Genomic DNA, 15133 nt, shown 5'->3' on the forward strand with positions numbered 1-15133 from the left:
GATGCATCTCAATCGGCGCACACTCATGCTCGCCTCCGCCGCCGGAGCGGCGCTGGCGGGATCGACATTCGCACGGAGCGGCGGCGCCCTGGCGCAGGACGGCGTGGCAAAGAAGGAGGACATGGCGCGCATGGCTGCGGCCGGACCCGACGAACAGCTTCCCGGCGCCTATCGCTACAGGATCGGCGATTTCACCGTCACGGAGATCACCGACGGCATGGCGGCGCGCCCGCTCGACGACAGTTTCGTCGTCAATGCCGGCCTATCCGACGTGCAGGCGGCGTTGCGGCAGGCTTTCCTGCCCGAGGACAAGCTCTTCATCCCCTTCACGCCACTGACACTGCGCACGGGCGAAGACCTCATTCTCTTCGACACCGGCTTCGGCGAGAAGGGTCCGCCGACCGCTGGGCAGCTGAAACGCGGCATGGCGGCGGCCGGCATGGATCCGGCCGATGTGACCAAGGTGGTGATCAGCCATTTCCACGGCGACCACATCATGGGCCTCACCACCAAGGACGGGCAGCCCGTTTATCCGAACGCCGAGGTGTTCGTGCCCGAGCCGGAATACGCCTTCTGGATGAGCGACGAGAACAAGGCGAACCCCCCGGACGGGCGAAAGGGCAATTTCGACCTCGCGCAGTCGATCTTCGGCGGGCTCGACGACCGTCTCACGCAGTTCAAATGGGACGAGGAGTTCCTGCCGGGCATCACGGCTGTCGATGCGCGCGGCCATACGCCGGGACACACGGTCTTTGCTATTGAATCCGGCAACGAGCGGATGATGTTCCTCGCCGACACGACAAACCATCCGGCGCTCTTCGTGCGCCATCCGGACTGGTCGGCCGTCTTCGACCAGGATGCCGACCAGGCCCGCAAGACCCGCCACCGCCTTCTCGACATGGTGTCGGAGGAGCGGATGCGGATCGCCAGCTACCACTTCCCGTTCCCCGCGACCGGCCACATCGCCAAGGAGGGCGAGGGTTATCGCTTCGTGCCGGCGCAGTGGATGCCGGTGCTCCAGGGCCAGAGTTAAGCGGGACGCAACAAGGCCTTTCCCACACCGGGAAAGGCCCATTCCTGCGGGCTCTACAGCAGAAAATACTCCGCCATCTCGTTGATAAGACCGCGCTGGAAGGCACGCTGGCGCTGATTCGGCTGCTGGCCGCCTATGCGCTCCTCGAGCGGGTCGGGGGCATGAATCGCCGAATGGGTCATCTCCTCGAGCACCTGGTGGCCGCAGAAGGGGACGTGCACTTCGGAATAGCCTCCTTCGTGCATCAGGACGAGCCGGCCGCCGCAGAGCTCGCGGGCGGACTGCATCAGCATGCGCGTCATGCGCCGGAACGTGGCGGCCGAGGCCATCATCCGCCCGAGCGGATCGACGCCGGAGGCATCGAAGCCGCAGGCGACCACGATCGCGTCCGGGCGATAGCGCGCCAGCGCCGGCCGCACGATGCGCTCGAAGGCGTAGAGATAGGCGTCGTGTCCGCCGCCCGGCAGCAGCGGCACGTTGATGTTGTAGCCCTCGCCTTCGCCCTCGCCGCGCATCTCCACGCCGCCGGAAGGCCGGGGATAGTTGTTCTCCTGGTGGAGCGAGACGGTGAGCACGTCCTTGCGGCGCCAGAAGATCGCCTCGGTGCCGTTGCCGTGATGTACATCCCAGTCGACGACCGCGATGCGTTCCGCGCGCCGTTCGGCAAAGGCCGTCTCGACCGCGACGGCGATGTTGGCGAGCAGGCAGAAGCCCATCGGACGCGCCGGCAGGCAGTGATGGCCCGGCGGGCGGCAGAGCGCGTAGGCATTGCCGGTCTCGCCGCCCAGGACGGAGCGTAGCGCCTCCACGGCGAGGCCGGCGGAGAGCGCCGCGATCTCGAAGCCGCCGGGGCCGAAGGGCGTGCGCTCGCCGAGCTCGCCGCCGCCCGCGTCGCTCAGGCGCTTGAATTCGCCGAGGTAGGCGAGGTCGTGCACCCGGCGCAGCATCTCGTCGGTCGCCGGCAGCGCGGAGCGCACGGCCAGTTCGTCCTTAAGCCCGGTGCGTTCCAGGAGGTTGACGAGCCGGCGCTTCGATTCCGGGCTTTCCGGCAGGCCGCCGATCATCGGCTGTACGAGGCCGCCGACCGGAACCAGAAAGGCGTAGTCGCCGCCGCCGTGCCAGAAGCACTGCTCGTCTGTGAAAAAGGCGGTCCGGGCAGCGGTCATCGACATGACTTACGGCTAGCGCGCCGAAAAATGTCAGACAAGCAAAGAGAAGATGAAGTCCGAGGGCCGATGTGAGGCGCAGGTGCTTAGCCCGCTCAGAGGCTGCCGTCTCCGCCGCGCTCCCGCTTCAATGCGCCGCGGGCCTTCTTTGCCTTCAGTCGCCTTTCCTTGGAGGCACGCGTCGGGCGGGTCGGCCTTCGCGGCTTCGGCTTCGGGGCGGCCTGGCGGATGAGGGCGACGAGACGCGCCAGCGCATCGGCGCGGTTGCGCTCCTGCGAGCGCTGGGTCTCGGCCCGCAGGACCAGCACGCCCTCCTTGGTGAGGCGCCGACCGGCGAGGCGAACGAGCCGCTGCTTCACGTCCGGCGGCAGGCTCTGCGAGGCGGATACGTCGAAGCGCAGCTCCACGGCGCTCGCCACCTTGTTGACGTTCTGCCCGCCCGGGCCGGAGGCCTGCACGAAGCGCTCCTCGATCTCGCTCTCGGCGAGATAAATCTGCTGCGTCACACGGATCATGGAGAAGCGTTGTCTTCCGCCGGCTCGAAGTTGGAGGATCCCGCCATAGATGCAATCGGTGTCATCCAATTGCCAGAGTGCCTTGCGGGAGAGAATGCCAGCCTTCGACCCGATCCGTAAGATGTTGCTGTCTGCCCTCCTTCTGGCTCTCCTGGTGCCGGCTGCGGCGCCGCCGGGCCATGCGCAGATCGGCCCGGATGCCCCCGCGGCCGAGACGAGCGGCGCGGCGCAGGGCGAGGTGCTGGTCGAGCCGCGCGCCGGCGACAGCGCCATCGAGGCGCGGCTGCGCCGCATCCTCCAGGCGAGCGAATGGTTCCGCGATCCGGCCGTGCGGGTGAGCGAAGGCATCGTCTTCCTCGACGGCGTCACCCAGACGGAAGAGCGGCGCGAATGGGCCGGCAGGGTCGCCAGGACGACGCAGGACGTCGTCGCGGTCGTCAACCGCATCGAGGTGCGGCCGGCCGCCGAATGGGACTTCACCCCGGCCTGGGAAGAGGTTCGCCTGCTCGCGCTGAAGGGCCAGAGGGCGCTGCCTCTGCTGGTCCTCGCCCTCCTCGTTCTGGCCGTGACCTGGCTGGCGGGACGCCTCGTGGCCGGGGCGGCCCGCTGGGCGTTCGGCCAGCGCATCACCACGCCTCTCCTCCTGACGATCGTGGCCAGGGCTTTCGCCATCCCCGTCGTGCTGATCGGCCTCTATCTGGTCCTGCAATTTGCCGGACTGACCCGGCTCGCGGTGACGCTCCTCGGCGGTACCGGCCTTGTCGGGCTGGTGATCGGCTTTGCCTTTCGCGACATCGCCGAGAATTTTCTGGCGAGCCTGCTTCTGAGCGTGCGCAATCCCTTCAAGATGGGCGATCTCGTCAAGATCGGCGGCGAGACTGGCATCGTGCGCAATCTCAACATGCGCATGACGCTTCTCTTCACGCTGGACGGCAACCATGTGCAGATCCCCAACGCCACCGTCTACAAGAGCGTCATCACCAACTTCACCAGCAGCGCGAGCCGGCGCACGGATTTCGTCATCGGCATCGGCTACGACGCGCAGACGAGCGAGGCGCAGTCGATCATCAGCGGCGTGCTTGCCGCGCATCCGGCGGTGAAGGCGGAGCCGATGCCGCTCGTCCTCGTCGACGAGCTCGGCTCGGCCACGGTCAATCTGAGGGTCTATTTCTGGTTCGACGGAAAGACCTATTCGCCGATCAAGCTGCGCTCCGCCGTGATGCGGCAGATCAAGGAGGCCCTGTTAATGCGCGGCATTTCGATGCCGGACGAGTCGCGCGAGGTCATCTTCCCGCAGGGCCTGCCGGTCTACCGCATGGACCGGCCGGAAACGGCAGGGGCGACCCGCCCGCATGCCCCCGCCCGCGAGGCGAGGCCGACGCCGGCGGTGGCGGTCGAAGGCGAGCATTCCGCCGCGGAGGGCGGGCTTGCGAACGAGGATATCCTCCGCGAGGAGGAGGCCAGCACCGAGCCGGAAGCCGAGGAAAATCTCCTGGCGCGCGAGTGAGGCTGCGCCCCCGCCTATCGGCCTGCGTCTAAGCCTGAGCCTTCACAAAGGCGTCGAAGGCCTTCAGCGCAGCTCCGCCGTAGACGACGGAAGGTCCGCCGCCCATATGGATGGCGACGCCGATCGCCTCGGCGACTTCGTCGCGGGTGGCTCCGCATTCCAGCACAGACTTGGCGTGATAGGCGACGCAGCCATCGCAGCGCACGGCAACCGCGATGGCGAGCGAGATGAGCTCCTTCGTCTTCGGCGACAGTGCCCTGTCCTCCGATGCCGCCTCGCCGAGGGCGCCAAAGGCCGCCATCACGCCCGGCACGGCTTCCTGCAGAAGCTCGATGCCGTCCATCACCTCGCGGGTGATCTCGGGAAAGTTCTTGCCCATCCTGCCGCTCCTTTCCGCAACCGGTGCGCACGAATGTGCGCTCCGACCATGATCGGCCGGCCGGCGGCAGGCGCGTTGACAGAGGTCAATGGCAGGGGGTTGGGGCGGCGTTTGGTGGCAGGGCCAGCGGCAAAAGGGCGGGGTTCAATTGCCGCCGCGACAGGCAAAGCCGGCGCGGCCGGCAGAAGATCGCGCCGGCCGCAAAGGCCTATGCGGCGGCCAGCAGGCAGAGCCGGCAGCTATAGCCTTCCTTGCGATGGTAGGGCGCCTCGACTAGGCCGTTAATGCGCAGCGTTCCGGCTGCCTCCATCGCCTGCAGATGCGCGGCATAGCCGTCTTTGTCCCACACATCCTCGTGCACCGTGAGGACGATGGGTGCCTGCGGCTTCACCACCCGTGCAAGATCGGCGATGGCCTCGGGGCCGACATGGCCGCTGGTGAAGACCCCGACGCTGATCGCCGCGTCGTAACTGTCCGGCGCGATGTCGAGCGGCTGCGTCATATCGGCGACGGAAAGGCTACTGTAGACCTCCTTGCCGGCGGCGACGTCCAGCATGCCCTCTGAAAGGTCGATCCCATCGATCCTGGAGACGCCCCGGCGCTTCAGTTCCTCGCCGACGAGGCCGGTGCCGCAGCCGGCGTCGAGGATGTGCGCCTGTGGCCCGACGCGGTCGGCGAGCGCGGCCGCGGCGATCGCCGGGGCGACGTAGCCCATGCCCTGCGTCGTGTCCTCGTCGTAGCTCTTCGCCCAGTCGGCATAGACGCTGCGGGTCTCTTCCAGATCGCCGCCCAGCGCATAGACGCGGCGCAGCAGTGGATTGTCGGCCATCGGGCCCTCCTCTTCGTGCCTCGTTCGCCATGAGGAATAGGGGGCAGGGCCCGCGATGGCAAATCCGGCAGGGTTCGGCGGAGCGCCTCAAGCAGAAGGCGCGCCGCGCGCCTTTCTGCGGGCGCATGAGGATCACATCACCCTCCACAAGCTGCGGCACGGCAAACCGCTGACGGCTAGCGACTTTGCCGAGCTGGAGGCGATGCTCCTCGACGCCGGTATAGGGAATGCGGGCGCGGTCGCAATGGCGAAAGAGACGAGCGACGGTTTCGGCACGCTTCGTGCGCTCGCTCGTCGGCCTCGATCGCGGCGCGGTGAACGCCGCCTTCTCTGACTTTGTTGCCACGGGCACGGCAGACGTGAACCAGATAGAGTTCATCGACATGGTGATCGAGCATCTCACCCGGCAGAGTGTGATGTCGCCGGAGCTTCTCTACGAAAGCCCCTTCACCGACGTCGCGCCGAGCGGCCCGGAGGAGGTGTTCGACATAAAGCGCACAGATCGGCTTCTTGAGGTGATCAAGGAGCTTAATGCGACCGCGGTGGCGTAACAACGAACAGTGTCAACTGCGCCTTTAGATGAAGCAGGGACAAGGCGCCATCAGCAGCGGGATTGAACGAACGCCCTCAATTCGTGCGAGGCCGTGAGACCGAGTGGATCTGCCACCAGTCTCCGTCAGCATTGCTCTCGCCGTTCTTGTCGCACCGCAGGGGCTGCAGGAATGTTTTGGGAGCATGCGCGAAGTCCAGTTGCATGAAAAAGGGAGCATCGTTTTGATCGAGATGAAGGAAACGAGGCCAGGAGCCTGCTTCAAGGCCTTTGGATTCTTTTGGCGACGTGAGCACCAGGAAGATGCTTGCCTGTGCGTTCGGTCCAGTCTCTTTTCCCGACAGCTTGGGCCAAGCCTGTCCGAATTCCCGCAGACGTTGCCGCTTGCTGTCGATCTGCGAGTTCGACCACGCTCCTTCGAACTTGGCCTCGATCAAGATTGCGACGTTGTCGAAGGCGACGATCATGTCGAAGTCTTCCTGTGAACCGCGGATCAGCCGACTGCGCTTACCCTCATTGGTCACATGCATAGTCGGGTTTTCGTGTGGCGCTTCCGTGGTTCTATCTGCGCCGAGGTAGAAGTAAACGAGGGCGGCGAAGAACCAGTCGATGTGGTAGTCCATTGCCCACCACGCATCACACGGCACGTCTCGACCGATTTTCGCCGACAGCTTTGCCTGGAAATCCTGAGACAGCGGAACTTCCGCGCCAGCACTCCCGAGCGCATCGCGAAGGAGCCAGTAGCGCTCTTTTCGATTGAATGCTTTCAGGACTTCGGCCAAGGTCGTACTCAATCGCCCCTCCCGAGCAATTTTGGTTGCTTTCTTGCTAGCATTGCTCCGCCTCAAGCTGAAGTGGCTGCTTCCGCACGCGGAATGCGGACAGCGCTCTGCCGTGACGGAAGCAATAGCCAGCGTTGCTTCAGCGTGGGAGCATATAACGCACGGTGAATGAGGCAGATTGGCCGCTATCGGTCTCAAACACGATCTCTGCGTTCCCCTTGCGAAACTCCTCGCGCATGACGTTGCAACAGCTAGGCATGCTGTGCTGCTTTCCCGATTCTGGGGGATAGCCCCCGATCTTCCGGTGAAGCTCCCCTGCATTCACCTCCATATGAGGCCGCCCCTGCTCGGTCGCGCGTTTGACTTGCGCGGAGAGCTCGTCACGAAACTCGCCGGGTGAAGGCATGCTGGTCTCTCCCTTTCTTCCCCGAGAGAGTATGTATCGGCGCGCGCACGTTGTCGCCCGGCGACACATTTGCGGTGCACCTGGCGGATTCGAACCTGTGGCACACGCCGATGGAGCTTTCGTGCAGCATCGCTTCTTCCCATGCAGGCACGGTCCTGCTGCGACGTTGCAGCAGCCTCTCTCATCCGCTACATGGGCGGAGCGCGGCACCCGTAGCTCAGCTGGATAGAGCGCTGCCCTCCGAAGGCAGAGGTCACAGGTTCGAATCCTGTCGGGTGCGCCATTTCATAGGACGAGATTCGAACTGAGCTTGCCTTGCCTCTCCAACGCCGGCACGTTGGGCAATGTGCCGTTGCTCGCGTTGGTTCGGTCAGGTCGGTTTGATCTGAGCTTGATCCTGGCGAAAGCCTTTCCTCTGGACGATCCTAGAACCGTAACTAACGCTGGCGGGTTCGGGATGGTGGTCGTCTCGTCCTTACGGCGAGCGATCAGGCGCGGGGGCCTCAACTGCCGGCCAGCAACCCCGACCGGATCAGGCTTTCAGCGGTGGCGACGATGGCCTCTTCGCGTGGGCGCGGCGTCCAGCCAAGCAAGCGCATGGCCTTTTCGCTGGTTCCGTTCAGATTGAGGCCCAACAGGGGCACCGCTCCTCGCAACGCCGGGTCCTTGAGCGCGCCCCGGCGCACCTCCGCATCGGGCAGGACGCGGGTGGATACCTTGTCGGCAGCCGGTCCCATACTTTGCTTCAGCACCTTTGCCACGTCGGCCAGCCACATGCTTTCACCGGCGATCGCGAGAAAGCGTTCACCCTTGGCGGCCTCCTGGGTCATGGCGCGCATATGCAGGTCAGCCACATCCCGCACGTCGACAAAGCCGGAATTGATCTTCGGGTTTCCCGGCTGTCCATCCATGATGTTCCTGATCAGGCGGATGGAGTGCGAATAGTCGGCGCCGAGTACCGGCCCCAGCACCGCGACCGGATTGACGACGGACAGCTCCAGGCCCTGTCCTTCACGGGCAATGAAGTCCCATGCGGCCCGCTCCGACAATGTCTTGGATTTCTGATAGGGCCAGACATTCGTGGCTGTCAGGTCGCTCCAGTCTGTCTCGTTGAAGGGTCGATTCATCGGCCCGTGCCCGGCGCAGATCGCGCCGAAGGCCGAGGTCAGCACCACGCGTTTGACGCCGGTATCCCGTGCCGCGCGAAGCACCCGCAGATTTCCGTCCACCGCCGGCCTGATCCACTCGTCTTCGGTCGTCTGATCGCCCGTCGGCGTCGGCGAAGCCCCGTGCATCACATAGGCGCATCCGGCGGTCGCTTCCGCCCAGCCCGCGTCGGCGGTGAGATCGGCGACGACGAACGTCAGCCGATCGCCCGGCTCCGCGCCGCCCAACCTGAGATGGTCACGCACTTCCGCTTCCCGCCCCAGCGAACGCACGGTGGTCCGTACGCGATAGCCGGCCTCCAGCAGCGCCAGGATGCAGTACTGGGCTATGAAGCCGGTCCCGCCTGTTACCAATACCGACCGGGTCATTTCGCGCTCCGTTGCGATAAAAGTCTACAGGCGTATACTCAAGCTAAGCAGGAAAGTCTACAGCCGTAGAGTTATAGGATGACAGGCGAGACCCGACCACGAAAACGCGATGCCACCGCCACGCGAGCGGCAATCCTGGCCTCGGCGCGCGAGGTCTTCGCCCGTTCGGGATATGATGGGGCCGGCCTGCGCGAGATTGCCGCCGGAGCCGGCGTAACCGCCATGCTGGTGCGCCGCTATTTTGGCGACAAGGAACGGCTCTTTGCCGAGGCCATAGCGGCCGCCAATTCCGCACCCATCATTGCCACGCAAAGCGTATTGAAGGGCGAGCATCCAGGCGCAGCCATAGCGGAGGCGCTCGTTCAGCTTACCGCGCCCGGAGCCAAACCGCTCGACGGCTTTCTGATTTTGTTGAACTCGGCATCGAGCGTCCGCGCCGCACAGATCGGCCGCAAGGTCATTGAGAGCGCCCCTCAGAAGACCGTTGCGGCCCTGCTGGAAGGCGAGAACGTCGAGCAGCGGGCCGCGCTGATCCTTTCCCTTGTCGCCGGATTTCAGATGATGCGGCAGGCGATCGGTCTCGGCGCCTTGGCCGATTCCGATCCAAGGGTTCTGGAGGACCTGCTCACCCCGTTGTTCGAGCGCCTGGTGAAGGAAAGTTGATCGGACGTGGACTGCGCGCGGCGCCCGCGGGTGGCGCGGGTGCTTTAAATGCCGCCCAGTTCCGGCTGGCATACGCTTGGGCCGGATGGGCTCCGAGATTACCCGCGCCTCTCGCGGGTCCTCGTTGCCTAAAGCGCCCCTTCCCGCGCCGCCTGATAAACGGTCGCCACGACCGGCCGGAAGCCAAGTCTGCGCGCGAGCGAAGCGTCGACATGAAGGTGCCAGGGGTTCTCCATGGCTTCGGCCGATGGATCCATCTCCGCGCCAACGAGCCCGACGAGTTCGTAGATCGTCGTGGGTGCTTCGTCGGATATATTGACGATCCGGGCGTCGAACGCCCCGGCCAGCGCCAGCTTCATTGCCGTGGCAATGTCGCGATGGTGTATTGTGCTCACCCTGTTGGCCGGGTGAAAGCCGAAGGTGCCGAGGTGGCTTGGCAGCATCTCCAGATGGCCGTCCCCGTCCCCGTAAACGAACGGAAAGCGAAGGATCGCCCAGTTCAACCCGCTGTCGCGCAACAGCTTCTCGGCTGCGACCTTGCTGGCGGGATAGGCCTCTTCCGGCCCGACGCTGTCGCTCTCCCGCGCCGGGCGCGCAGAGCGCCTGTCGTAAACGTTGGAGGTGCTTGCCATGATGAACCGGGCATCCGGCGCGTGAGCCTTCGCCGCCGCGATGAGGCTGCGCGTGCCCTCCAGATTGGTTTTCCAGATCAGGTCGGCATCGGACGTGCGAAACACCGCCGCGAGATGAATGATCGCCGCCACGCCGGCGACGGCGTCCGCCAGTGATGCGGGATCGAACAGGTCTCCTTGCACGGCCGTTGCGTGCGCAGGGCCCTGCTTGCCCGTACGCATGAGAGCGCGGCAGTCTTCTCCGGCTTCCGTAAGACGGGGAATCAGGCGCTCACCGACCAATCCGGTTGCTCCGGTGACTAGGATCGTCATGGCATGTCCCCCTTCAGGCGCCGTTGCAGGCGTTCGGTGGCGGTTCTCAGCACCCGCGCCGCGGTTTGAATGTCGGTTTCGGAAAGGCCGCCGAACGCCGCATCTCGGATGAAACCGAGGTCAGGGAGTTCCTTCCACAGAATGGCGCCTGCAGCGGTCAGGCGAAGCAGCTTCTGGCGCTGATCGACCGCATCGGGAATCTGCTCGACCAGACCCTTCTTGACGAGCGCGGCGATGACGATGCTCATCGTCGCGCGCTCGACCTGAAGCAGCCGGGCAAAGTCGCGCTGCATCGTCGGGCCGGCCGTCGCCAGGCGATGCAGCACATAATATTGGGTCGTGCCAAGGCCATGCGGCCGCAGCGCATCTTCCATCAGAGCGCGCCCGGCGAGGTAGCAGCGCTTCGCCCAAACGCTGAGCGAGCCGACGCCATCCTCATCGAAGTTGTTAGCCATCTGACAACCTTGTTAGATAGCAAACAATATGTCAAGGACGCCGTCGCGAACCGGCTGCCACGTTCCGTCGGAGAGAGACCGCCTCACCATATGTCGCTGGCGCCGATCGCCATCAGACCGCTGCGGGGAAAACAGGGCGTGACGGTCATGATCGCTCTCCGTCGTCACCTCGCGGAAGAGGATGCCGCGGAGTTCACTGCCCGGCCCCCGGCTGGGGAGCATGCGCGGCGTGTTGTCTCATGACGCGTTCGCCGCGTGGACGAGAACGCGCAAAAGCTGGCAGCCCCTGTCCTGAATGCCAGTCGTTCTGGAAGGTCTGACTCGTTTTTTGAGACGAGTTCGTATCGAGAATGGCTTAAATATTATGTCGAAACGCCACATATTGGCGAATTGTCTGACGATTTTGGGTCTCATATCCTTACGGCAACTGTATAGTCTCAATCTTCACGGCGTTGCGCTGGTGTGAGGACTTGCAATATGCTGGCGGCGGTATTCGTCATGTGCCGATGCCCGGCCGGCCGCTTCGCTCCAGTCAGTGCATTTCGGATCGCCTCCCGTCCGCGCGTTTCCGATGGCGCCCTCGATCCGGTGGCCAGATGTGTCGGCCTCATCTTGGAAGAACCGCTCAATGCAGCAAAGAAAGCTCGGTCCGTTCACGGTCTCGGCCATCGGCCTCGGTTGCATGGGGCTCTCCCACGCTTACGGCGCCGGCGTCGACCGGCGGGACGCGGCCGCGCTCCTCAACCGGGCACTGGAGATCGGCTATGCGCTGCTCGACACAGCGGGGATCTACGGATTCGGCGACAACGAGAGCCTGATCGGCGAAGTGCTCGGCCCGCGGCGCGACGAGTTCGTGCTGGCGACCAAATGCGGGGTCCGGCGTGACCGGGCAGGCCGGCGCATGATTGACGGAAGACCGAAGAGCCTCAAGGCGGATTGCGAGGCGAGCCTCAAGCGCCTGCGGACCGACGTCATCGACCTCTGCTACCTGCACCGCTGGGACAAGAACGTGCCGATCGAGGATTCGATGGGCGCCCTTGCCGAGCTCGTCACCGCAGGAAAGATCAAGACGATCGGTCTTTGCGAGGTGTCTGCCGCGACGCTCCTGCGGGCGCATGCCGTGCATCCCGTCAGCGCCGTGCAGAGCGAATACTCGCTGTGGACGCGCAATCCCGAGATCGCCATGCTCGCCGCGTGCCGGCAGCTCGATATTACGTTCGTCGCCTTCGCCCCCCTCGGCAGGGGCTTCCTGACCGGGGCGCTCAGCAATCCGGACGCGCTTGCGGACGGAGATTTGCGCCGCTCCATGCCCCGGTTCCAGGCCATTCACTTCTATTCCAACCTGGCCCTCATCGATGGATTGCGTGAGATCGCCGAGGCTGCCGGGTGCACGATGGGGCAGCTCGCGCTCGCCTGGCTTCTCGGCAAGGGCGACGACATCGTACCCATACCGGGAACGAGCAGCCTCGCCCACCTGGAAGAGAACCGGGCAGCGGTCGATCTCGATGTGCCGCCCGGCACTTTTTTGCGCCTCGACCGGCTGATCAACGAGGATACCGTCGCCGGCGAGCGCTACGCTCTGGAGATGCTCCGCGAGGTCGATAGCGAAGCGTTTGCCAATCAGCCCGGGAGCTCATGAATCGGCCGTCATTTCGCCTCAGTTCTGAATTGTCTGACAAAAGAACGACATGATCCGGAACGTTGGCGAAGACGGAGAGGTGATATGGCCGATGGGCCTGAGGCCGAGGACGATCCCGATGGTTTTTCCGACCGGCGCTCGAAAACGGCGCTCGATCTGCACCATTACGCCCCGGTGCATCTGATCAATCTCGGCAACAAGATCGCTAGCATTGCGTCCGCCTATTACCGGCCGCGTTTCGGCATCGGGGTCACGGATCTGCGCATCATGGCGCTGCTCGGCAATCGGCCATGGATCTCGCCGCGCGAGATCGCAGAAGCGACCGGTCTCGACAAGGGGGCCGTCAGTCGCTCCGTGCATGGCATGCGCCGGCGGGGCCTGATCGAGGTACGCTCCAATTCCGGGGAGGTGCATCGCCAGAGCGTCGCGCTCACCGGAGAGGGCCTCAGCCTGCACGACGAGATCGTGCCGGTGGCGCGCGAACGGGAGGAAAGCCTGTTCGAGGCTCTGGACGACGGGCAAAGGCGCGAGCTCATGTCGCTCGTCGGCCGGCTGGAAGCGAGCCTTTCCGGGCAAGCGGCAACCGCGGGGCGCCGGCGCCGGCCGACACGCGAGTGAGGCGCCCTCCACACGGCGCATTTGGAAGACCTTCGTGACGCGAACGGCGTAGGGGGCGAAAGCCGCTTCTGCTGAAATCGCACGATGCGGCCCGGCCAAGACGGACGGGCTGTGCGGCCGCGACCAGCCGGCGGCGCGAAACCCGTGGAGTGTTTTCGATGTACCGCCTTCGTCTCTGGTCGGTGCGCCATGCGCGCGGCCTCGAACGGGTCTACAAATGGGTCGAGGGCGCCATGGTGGGCCTCGATCCGGTCTTCTCGCGCCTCGGCTATGCGCGTGTGGAAAGACCGGTGGCGCTGGTGGAGCGAAGCGTGAAGACGCTGCTCTTCGACTGCGAGATGTGCGGCCAGTGCGTGCTTTCCTCCACCGGGATGTCCTGCCCGATGAACTGCCCGAAGCAGCTTCGCAACGGCCCCTGCGGCGGGGTTCGGCCGGGCGGCTATTGCGAGGTGAAGCCGTGGATGCGCTGCGTCTGGTGCGACGCCTGGGAAGGGGCGCAGCGGATGAGGAACGGCGCCTGGATCCACGAAGTGCTGCCGCCGGTCGACCGCTCTCTCAAAGGCTCTTCTTCATGGCTGCGCGTGGCGCGCGAGAAGGCGGCCGAGCGGGGGCATTCCGAAACGAAGAGCCGGGCACGGCGGATCGTGGCCAAGGCCTTCGCCGGGGCGCGGCGGAACGAGCCGGCCAGCGCGCCGCTCGCCGAGGAACCGCAGAGCGCGGTCAACCGGGAGGCGCAGCGTTGAGCGTCGATCCGAAGGACTTTTCGCCCGGCCTCAACGAATGGGCGCCGCCGCCGGAGGGCTATTCGTCCGGCAGCCGGCTGGAGAGGGTCTTGCGACAGGGGCGCTTTGCCGTCACCGCCGAGCTCAATCCGCCAGATTCGGCCGATCCGGAGGATGTCTTCGAGGCGGCAAGGCCGCTCGCCGAGGTGGTCGACGCCATCAACGCCACGGACGCGTCCGGCGCCAATTGCCACATGTCCTCGATCGGCATCTGCTCGCTGCTGACGCGCGCCGGCTACGGCACGATCTACCAGATCTCCTGCCGCGACCGGAACCGGATCGCCATCCAGGGAGATGTGCTCGGGGCGGCGGCAATGGGCGTGCGGAACGTGCTCTGCCTGACCGGCGACGGCGTCGGCGTCGGCGATCAGCCGGGCGCCAAGCCGGTCTTTGACCTCGATTCCATCTCGCTCCTGCGGGCGCTGAAGACGATGCGCGACGAGGGCGCCTTCCTTTCGGGACGGAAGATCAGCCGCCCACCGCCCCTCTTTCTCGGCGCGGCCGAAAATCCGTGCGTGACGCCCGTCGAATGGCGGCCGGAGCGGCTCGCGAAGAAGATCGAGGCCGGCGCGGAATACATCCAGACCAACTACATCTTCGACATGCCGGTCTTCGAGGCGTTCATGGCCCGGGTGCGCGATCTCGGCCTCGACAAGAAGGTCTTCATTCTCGCCGGCGTGGGTCCGCTCGCCTCGCCGCGCGCGGCCAGGTGGATGCGCTCCAATGTGCCGGGAATCCATATCCCCGAGCATGTGATCGAGCGGATGGAAAAGGCGGAGAAGCCCGGCGAGGAAGGCAAGCGGATCTGCATCGAGCTTATCCAGCAAATCCGCGAGATCCAGGGCGTCGCGGGGGTGCATGTCATGGCCTATCGCCGCGAGCACCAGGTATCGGAAATCATTCTGGAATCGGGCGTGCTGGCGGGAAGGCGCCCGGTGGCGCGGCGAAGCCGGGTCCAGGGGCAGGGGAGGCCGGCGGGCGAGCCGCGCATGGAAGGCTAGTTGCGGGCGCCAGAACGATCCCAAAGCGAAGAGGCCGCTGAGGGAGCAGCGGCCTTTCGCCGGTCTGGAAGCGCCCGGTGCCGGGGACCCGGTTGTGGGCGTGGGGTTTCAGGCAGGGTCCGCGGCAGTTGTGCGGCTGCCGTGACACCGGGCGTTCCAAGACCTTGCGAGCTAGTCGCAGCGGAGATCGTCTCCGCCTCTCCCTAATAGGTGTTTTTGCTTTGGCCCTGTGTGTGTTTGCTCACACAACGCCACGCAATGTTGAACACCGTTAATGAAGCAAGGCTGTCGGGCGCGGAATTGTCGTTATCGCCGGGCCCGCCCGTCGG

General features: G+C 65.2%; 16 protein-coding genes and 1 tRNA gene. 9 read left to right on the plus strand and 8 right to left on the minus strand.

Translation table 11 applies throughout. The features are described from left to right. Position 1: 1 nt before the first annotated feature. Positions 2-1033 carry an MBL fold metallo-hydrolase gene (locus CLD20_RS06845; protein ID WP_224405845.1) on the plus strand — a complete coding sequence of 344 codons (1032 nt, stop codon included), beginning with the start codon at positions 2-4 and terminating at the stop codon, positions 1031-1033. A 53-nt stretch (positions 1034-1086) separates the two neighbouring features. On the opposite strand, the gene CLD20_RS06850 is transcribed toward CLD20_RS06845, so the two are convergent. Both CLD20_RS06850 and arfB read right to left on the minus strand, forming a co-directional pair. After that, complete coding sequence (locus CLD20_RS06850) at positions 1087-2199, minus strand: class II histone deacetylase (protein WP_224405846.1); 1113 nt, start codon at positions 2197-2199, stop codon at positions 1087-1089. Positions 2200-2294: 95 nt separating this feature from the next. Further along, the gene (gene arfB / locus CLD20_RS06855; protein WP_224405847.1) at positions 2295-2714 is read right to left on the minus strand and encodes an alternative ribosome rescue aminoacyl-tRNA hydrolase ArfB; all 420 of its coding nucleotides are present in this window, start codon (positions 2712-2714) and stop codon (positions 2295-2297) included. A gap of 94 nt (positions 2715-2808) precedes the next feature. Between arfB and CLD20_RS06860 the strand changes: the two genes are divergently transcribed. Beyond that, positions 2809-4221 carry a mechanosensitive ion channel domain-containing protein gene (locus tag CLD20_RS06860; RefSeq protein WP_224405848.1) on the plus strand — a complete coding sequence of 471 codons (1413 nt, stop codon included), beginning with the start codon at positions 2809-2811 and terminating at the stop codon, positions 4219-4221. A gap of 28 nt (positions 4222-4249) precedes the next feature. Here CLD20_RS06860 and CLD20_RS06865 read toward each other — a convergent pair whose 3' ends face one another. After that, a complete protein-coding gene (locus CLD20_RS06865) occupies positions 4250-4600 on the minus strand; it encodes a carboxymuconolactone decarboxylase family protein (RefSeq protein ID WP_224405849.1) in 351 nt (116 codons plus the stop codon). 208 nt (positions 4601-4808) lie between these two features. Then, positions 4809-5429: a class I SAM-dependent methyltransferase gene (locus tag CLD20_RS06870; RefSeq protein ID WP_224405850.1), complete on the minus strand. Its 621-nt coding sequence runs from the start codon at positions 5427-5429 to the stop codon at positions 4809-4811. Between the two features lie 281 nt (positions 5430-5710). On the opposite strand from CLD20_RS06870, the gene CLD20_RS06875 reads away from it, so the two are divergent. Next, a complete protein-coding gene (locus CLD20_RS06875) occupies positions 5711-5980 on the plus strand; it encodes a type I restriction-modification enzyme R subunit C-terminal domain-containing protein (protein ID WP_370636826.1) in 270 nt (89 codons plus the stop codon). Between the two features lie 76 nt (positions 5981-6056). On the opposite strand, the gene CLD20_RS06880 is transcribed toward CLD20_RS06875, so the two are convergent. Then, complete coding sequence (locus CLD20_RS06880) at positions 6057-6773, minus strand: hypothetical protein (RefSeq protein ID WP_224405852.1); 717 nt, start codon at positions 6771-6773, stop codon at positions 6057-6059. Between the two features lie 600 nt (positions 6774-7373). Here CLD20_RS06880 and CLD20_RS06885 point away from each other — a divergent pair. Beyond that, a tRNA-Arg gene (locus tag CLD20_RS06885) sits at positions 7374-7450 on the plus strand. Positions 7451-7670: 220 nt separating this feature from the next. Here the strand turns inward: CLD20_RS06885 and CLD20_RS06890 are convergent. Then, complete coding sequence (locus tag CLD20_RS06890; RefSeq protein WP_224405853.1) at positions 7671-8702, minus strand: aldehyde reductase; 1032 nt, start codon at positions 8700-8702, stop codon at positions 7671-7673. A gap of 78 nt (positions 8703-8780) precedes the next feature. Between CLD20_RS06890 and CLD20_RS06895 the strand changes: the two genes are divergently transcribed. Further along, complete coding sequence (locus tag CLD20_RS06895; RefSeq protein WP_224405854.1) at positions 8781-9365, plus strand: TetR/AcrR family transcriptional regulator; 585 nt, start codon at positions 8781-8783, stop codon at positions 9363-9365. A gap of 128 nt (positions 9366-9493) precedes the next feature. Here the strand turns inward: CLD20_RS06895 and CLD20_RS06900 are convergent, their stop codons facing one another. Then, on the minus strand, positions 9494-10309 hold the full coding sequence (locus CLD20_RS06900) for an NAD(P)-dependent oxidoreductase (protein WP_224405855.1): 816 nt from the start codon (positions 10307-10309) through the stop codon (positions 9494-9496). Then, complete coding sequence (locus CLD20_RS06905) at positions 10306-10764, minus strand: MarR family winged helix-turn-helix transcriptional regulator (protein WP_224405856.1); 459 nt, start codon at positions 10762-10764, stop codon at positions 10306-10308. The genes CLD20_RS06900 and CLD20_RS06905 overlap by 4 nt, the downstream gene beginning before the upstream one ends. A gap of 628 nt (positions 10765-11392) precedes the next feature. On the opposite strand from CLD20_RS06905, the gene CLD20_RS06910 reads away from it, so the two are divergent. The 4 genes from CLD20_RS06910 to CLD20_RS06925 all read left to right on the plus strand — a co-directional run bounded on the left by CLD20_RS06910 (position 11393) and on the right by CLD20_RS06925 (position 14804). Next, complete coding sequence (locus CLD20_RS06910; protein WP_224405857.1) at positions 11393-12403, plus strand: aldo/keto reductase; 1011 nt, start codon at positions 11393-11395, stop codon at positions 12401-12403. A gap of 84 nt (positions 12404-12487) precedes the next feature. Then, on the plus strand, positions 12488-13021 hold the full coding sequence (locus tag CLD20_RS06915; RefSeq protein ID WP_224405858.1) for a MarR family winged helix-turn-helix transcriptional regulator: 534 nt from the start codon (positions 12488-12490) through the stop codon (positions 13019-13021). 158 nt (positions 13022-13179) lie between these two features. Beyond that, the gene (locus CLD20_RS06920; RefSeq protein ID WP_370636829.1) at positions 13180-13764 is read left to right on the plus strand and encodes a methylenetetrahydrofolate reductase C-terminal domain-containing protein; all 585 of its coding nucleotides are present in this window, start codon (positions 13180-13182) and stop codon (positions 13762-13764) included. Further along, positions 13761-14804 carry a methylenetetrahydrofolate reductase gene (locus CLD20_RS06925; RefSeq protein WP_224405859.1) on the plus strand — a complete coding sequence of 348 codons (1044 nt, stop codon included), beginning with the start codon at positions 13761-13763 and terminating at the stop codon, positions 14802-14804. The genes CLD20_RS06920 and CLD20_RS06925 overlap by 4 nt, the downstream gene beginning before the upstream one ends. Positions 14805-15133: the final 329 nt, after the last annotated feature.

Origin of the sequence: Afifella sp. IM 167 (assembly GCF_020144925.1) — a bacterium.
Classification (GTDB): domain Bacteria; phylum Pseudomonadota; class Alphaproteobacteria; order Rhizobiales; family Afifellaceae; genus Afifella.

Bases quoted from the DNA above. Each gene is read 5' to 3' on its own strand.
- CLD20_RS06865 (WP_224405849.1), bottom strand. From the start codon at position 4,600: ATGGGCAAGAACTTTCCCGAGATCACCCGCGAGGTGATGGACGGCATC.
- CLD20_RS06850 (WP_224405846.1), bottom strand. From the start codon at position 2,199: ATGACCGCTGCCCGGACCGCCTTTTTCACAGACGAGCAGTGCTTCTGG.
- arfB (WP_224405847.1), bottom strand. From the start codon at position 2,714: ATGATCCGTGTGACGCAGCAGATTTATCTCGCCGAGAGCGAGATCGAG.
- CLD20_RS06890 (WP_224405853.1), bottom strand. From the start codon at position 8,702: ATGACCCGGTCGGTATTGGTAACAGGCGGGACCGGCTTCATAGCCCAG.
- CLD20_RS06920 (WP_370636829.1), top strand. From the start codon at position 13,180: ATGTACCGCCTTCGTCTCTGGTCGGTGCGCCATGCGCGCGGCCTCGAA.
- CLD20_RS06910 (WP_224405857.1), top strand. From the start codon at position 11,393: ATGCAGCAAAGAAAGCTCGGTCCGTTCACGGTCTCGGCCATCGGCCTC.
- CLD20_RS06915 (WP_224405858.1), top strand. From the start codon at position 12,488: ATGGCCGATGGGCCTGAGGCCGAGGACGATCCCGATGGTTTTTCCGAC.
- CLD20_RS06895 (WP_224405854.1), top strand. From the start codon at position 8,781: ATGACAGGCGAGACCCGACCACGAAAACGCGATGCCACCGCCACGCGA.
- CLD20_RS06860 (WP_224405848.1), top strand. From the start codon at position 2,809: ATGCCAGCCTTCGACCCGATCCGTAAGATGTTGCTGTCTGCCCTCCTT.
- CLD20_RS06870 (WP_224405850.1), bottom strand. From the start codon at position 5,429: ATGGCCGACAATCCACTGCTGCGCCGCGTCTATGCGCTGGGCGGCGAT.
- CLD20_RS06905 (WP_224405856.1), bottom strand. From the start codon at position 10,764: ATGGCTAACAACTTCGATGAGGATGGCGTCGGCTCGCTCAGCGTTTGG.
- CLD20_RS06845 (WP_224405845.1), top strand. From the start codon at position 2: ATGCATCTCAATCGGCGCACACTCATGCTCGCCTCCGCCGCCGGAGCG.
- CLD20_RS06900 (WP_224405855.1), bottom strand. From the start codon at position 10,309: ATGACGATCCTAGTCACCGGAGCAACCGGATTGGTCGGTGAGCGCCTG.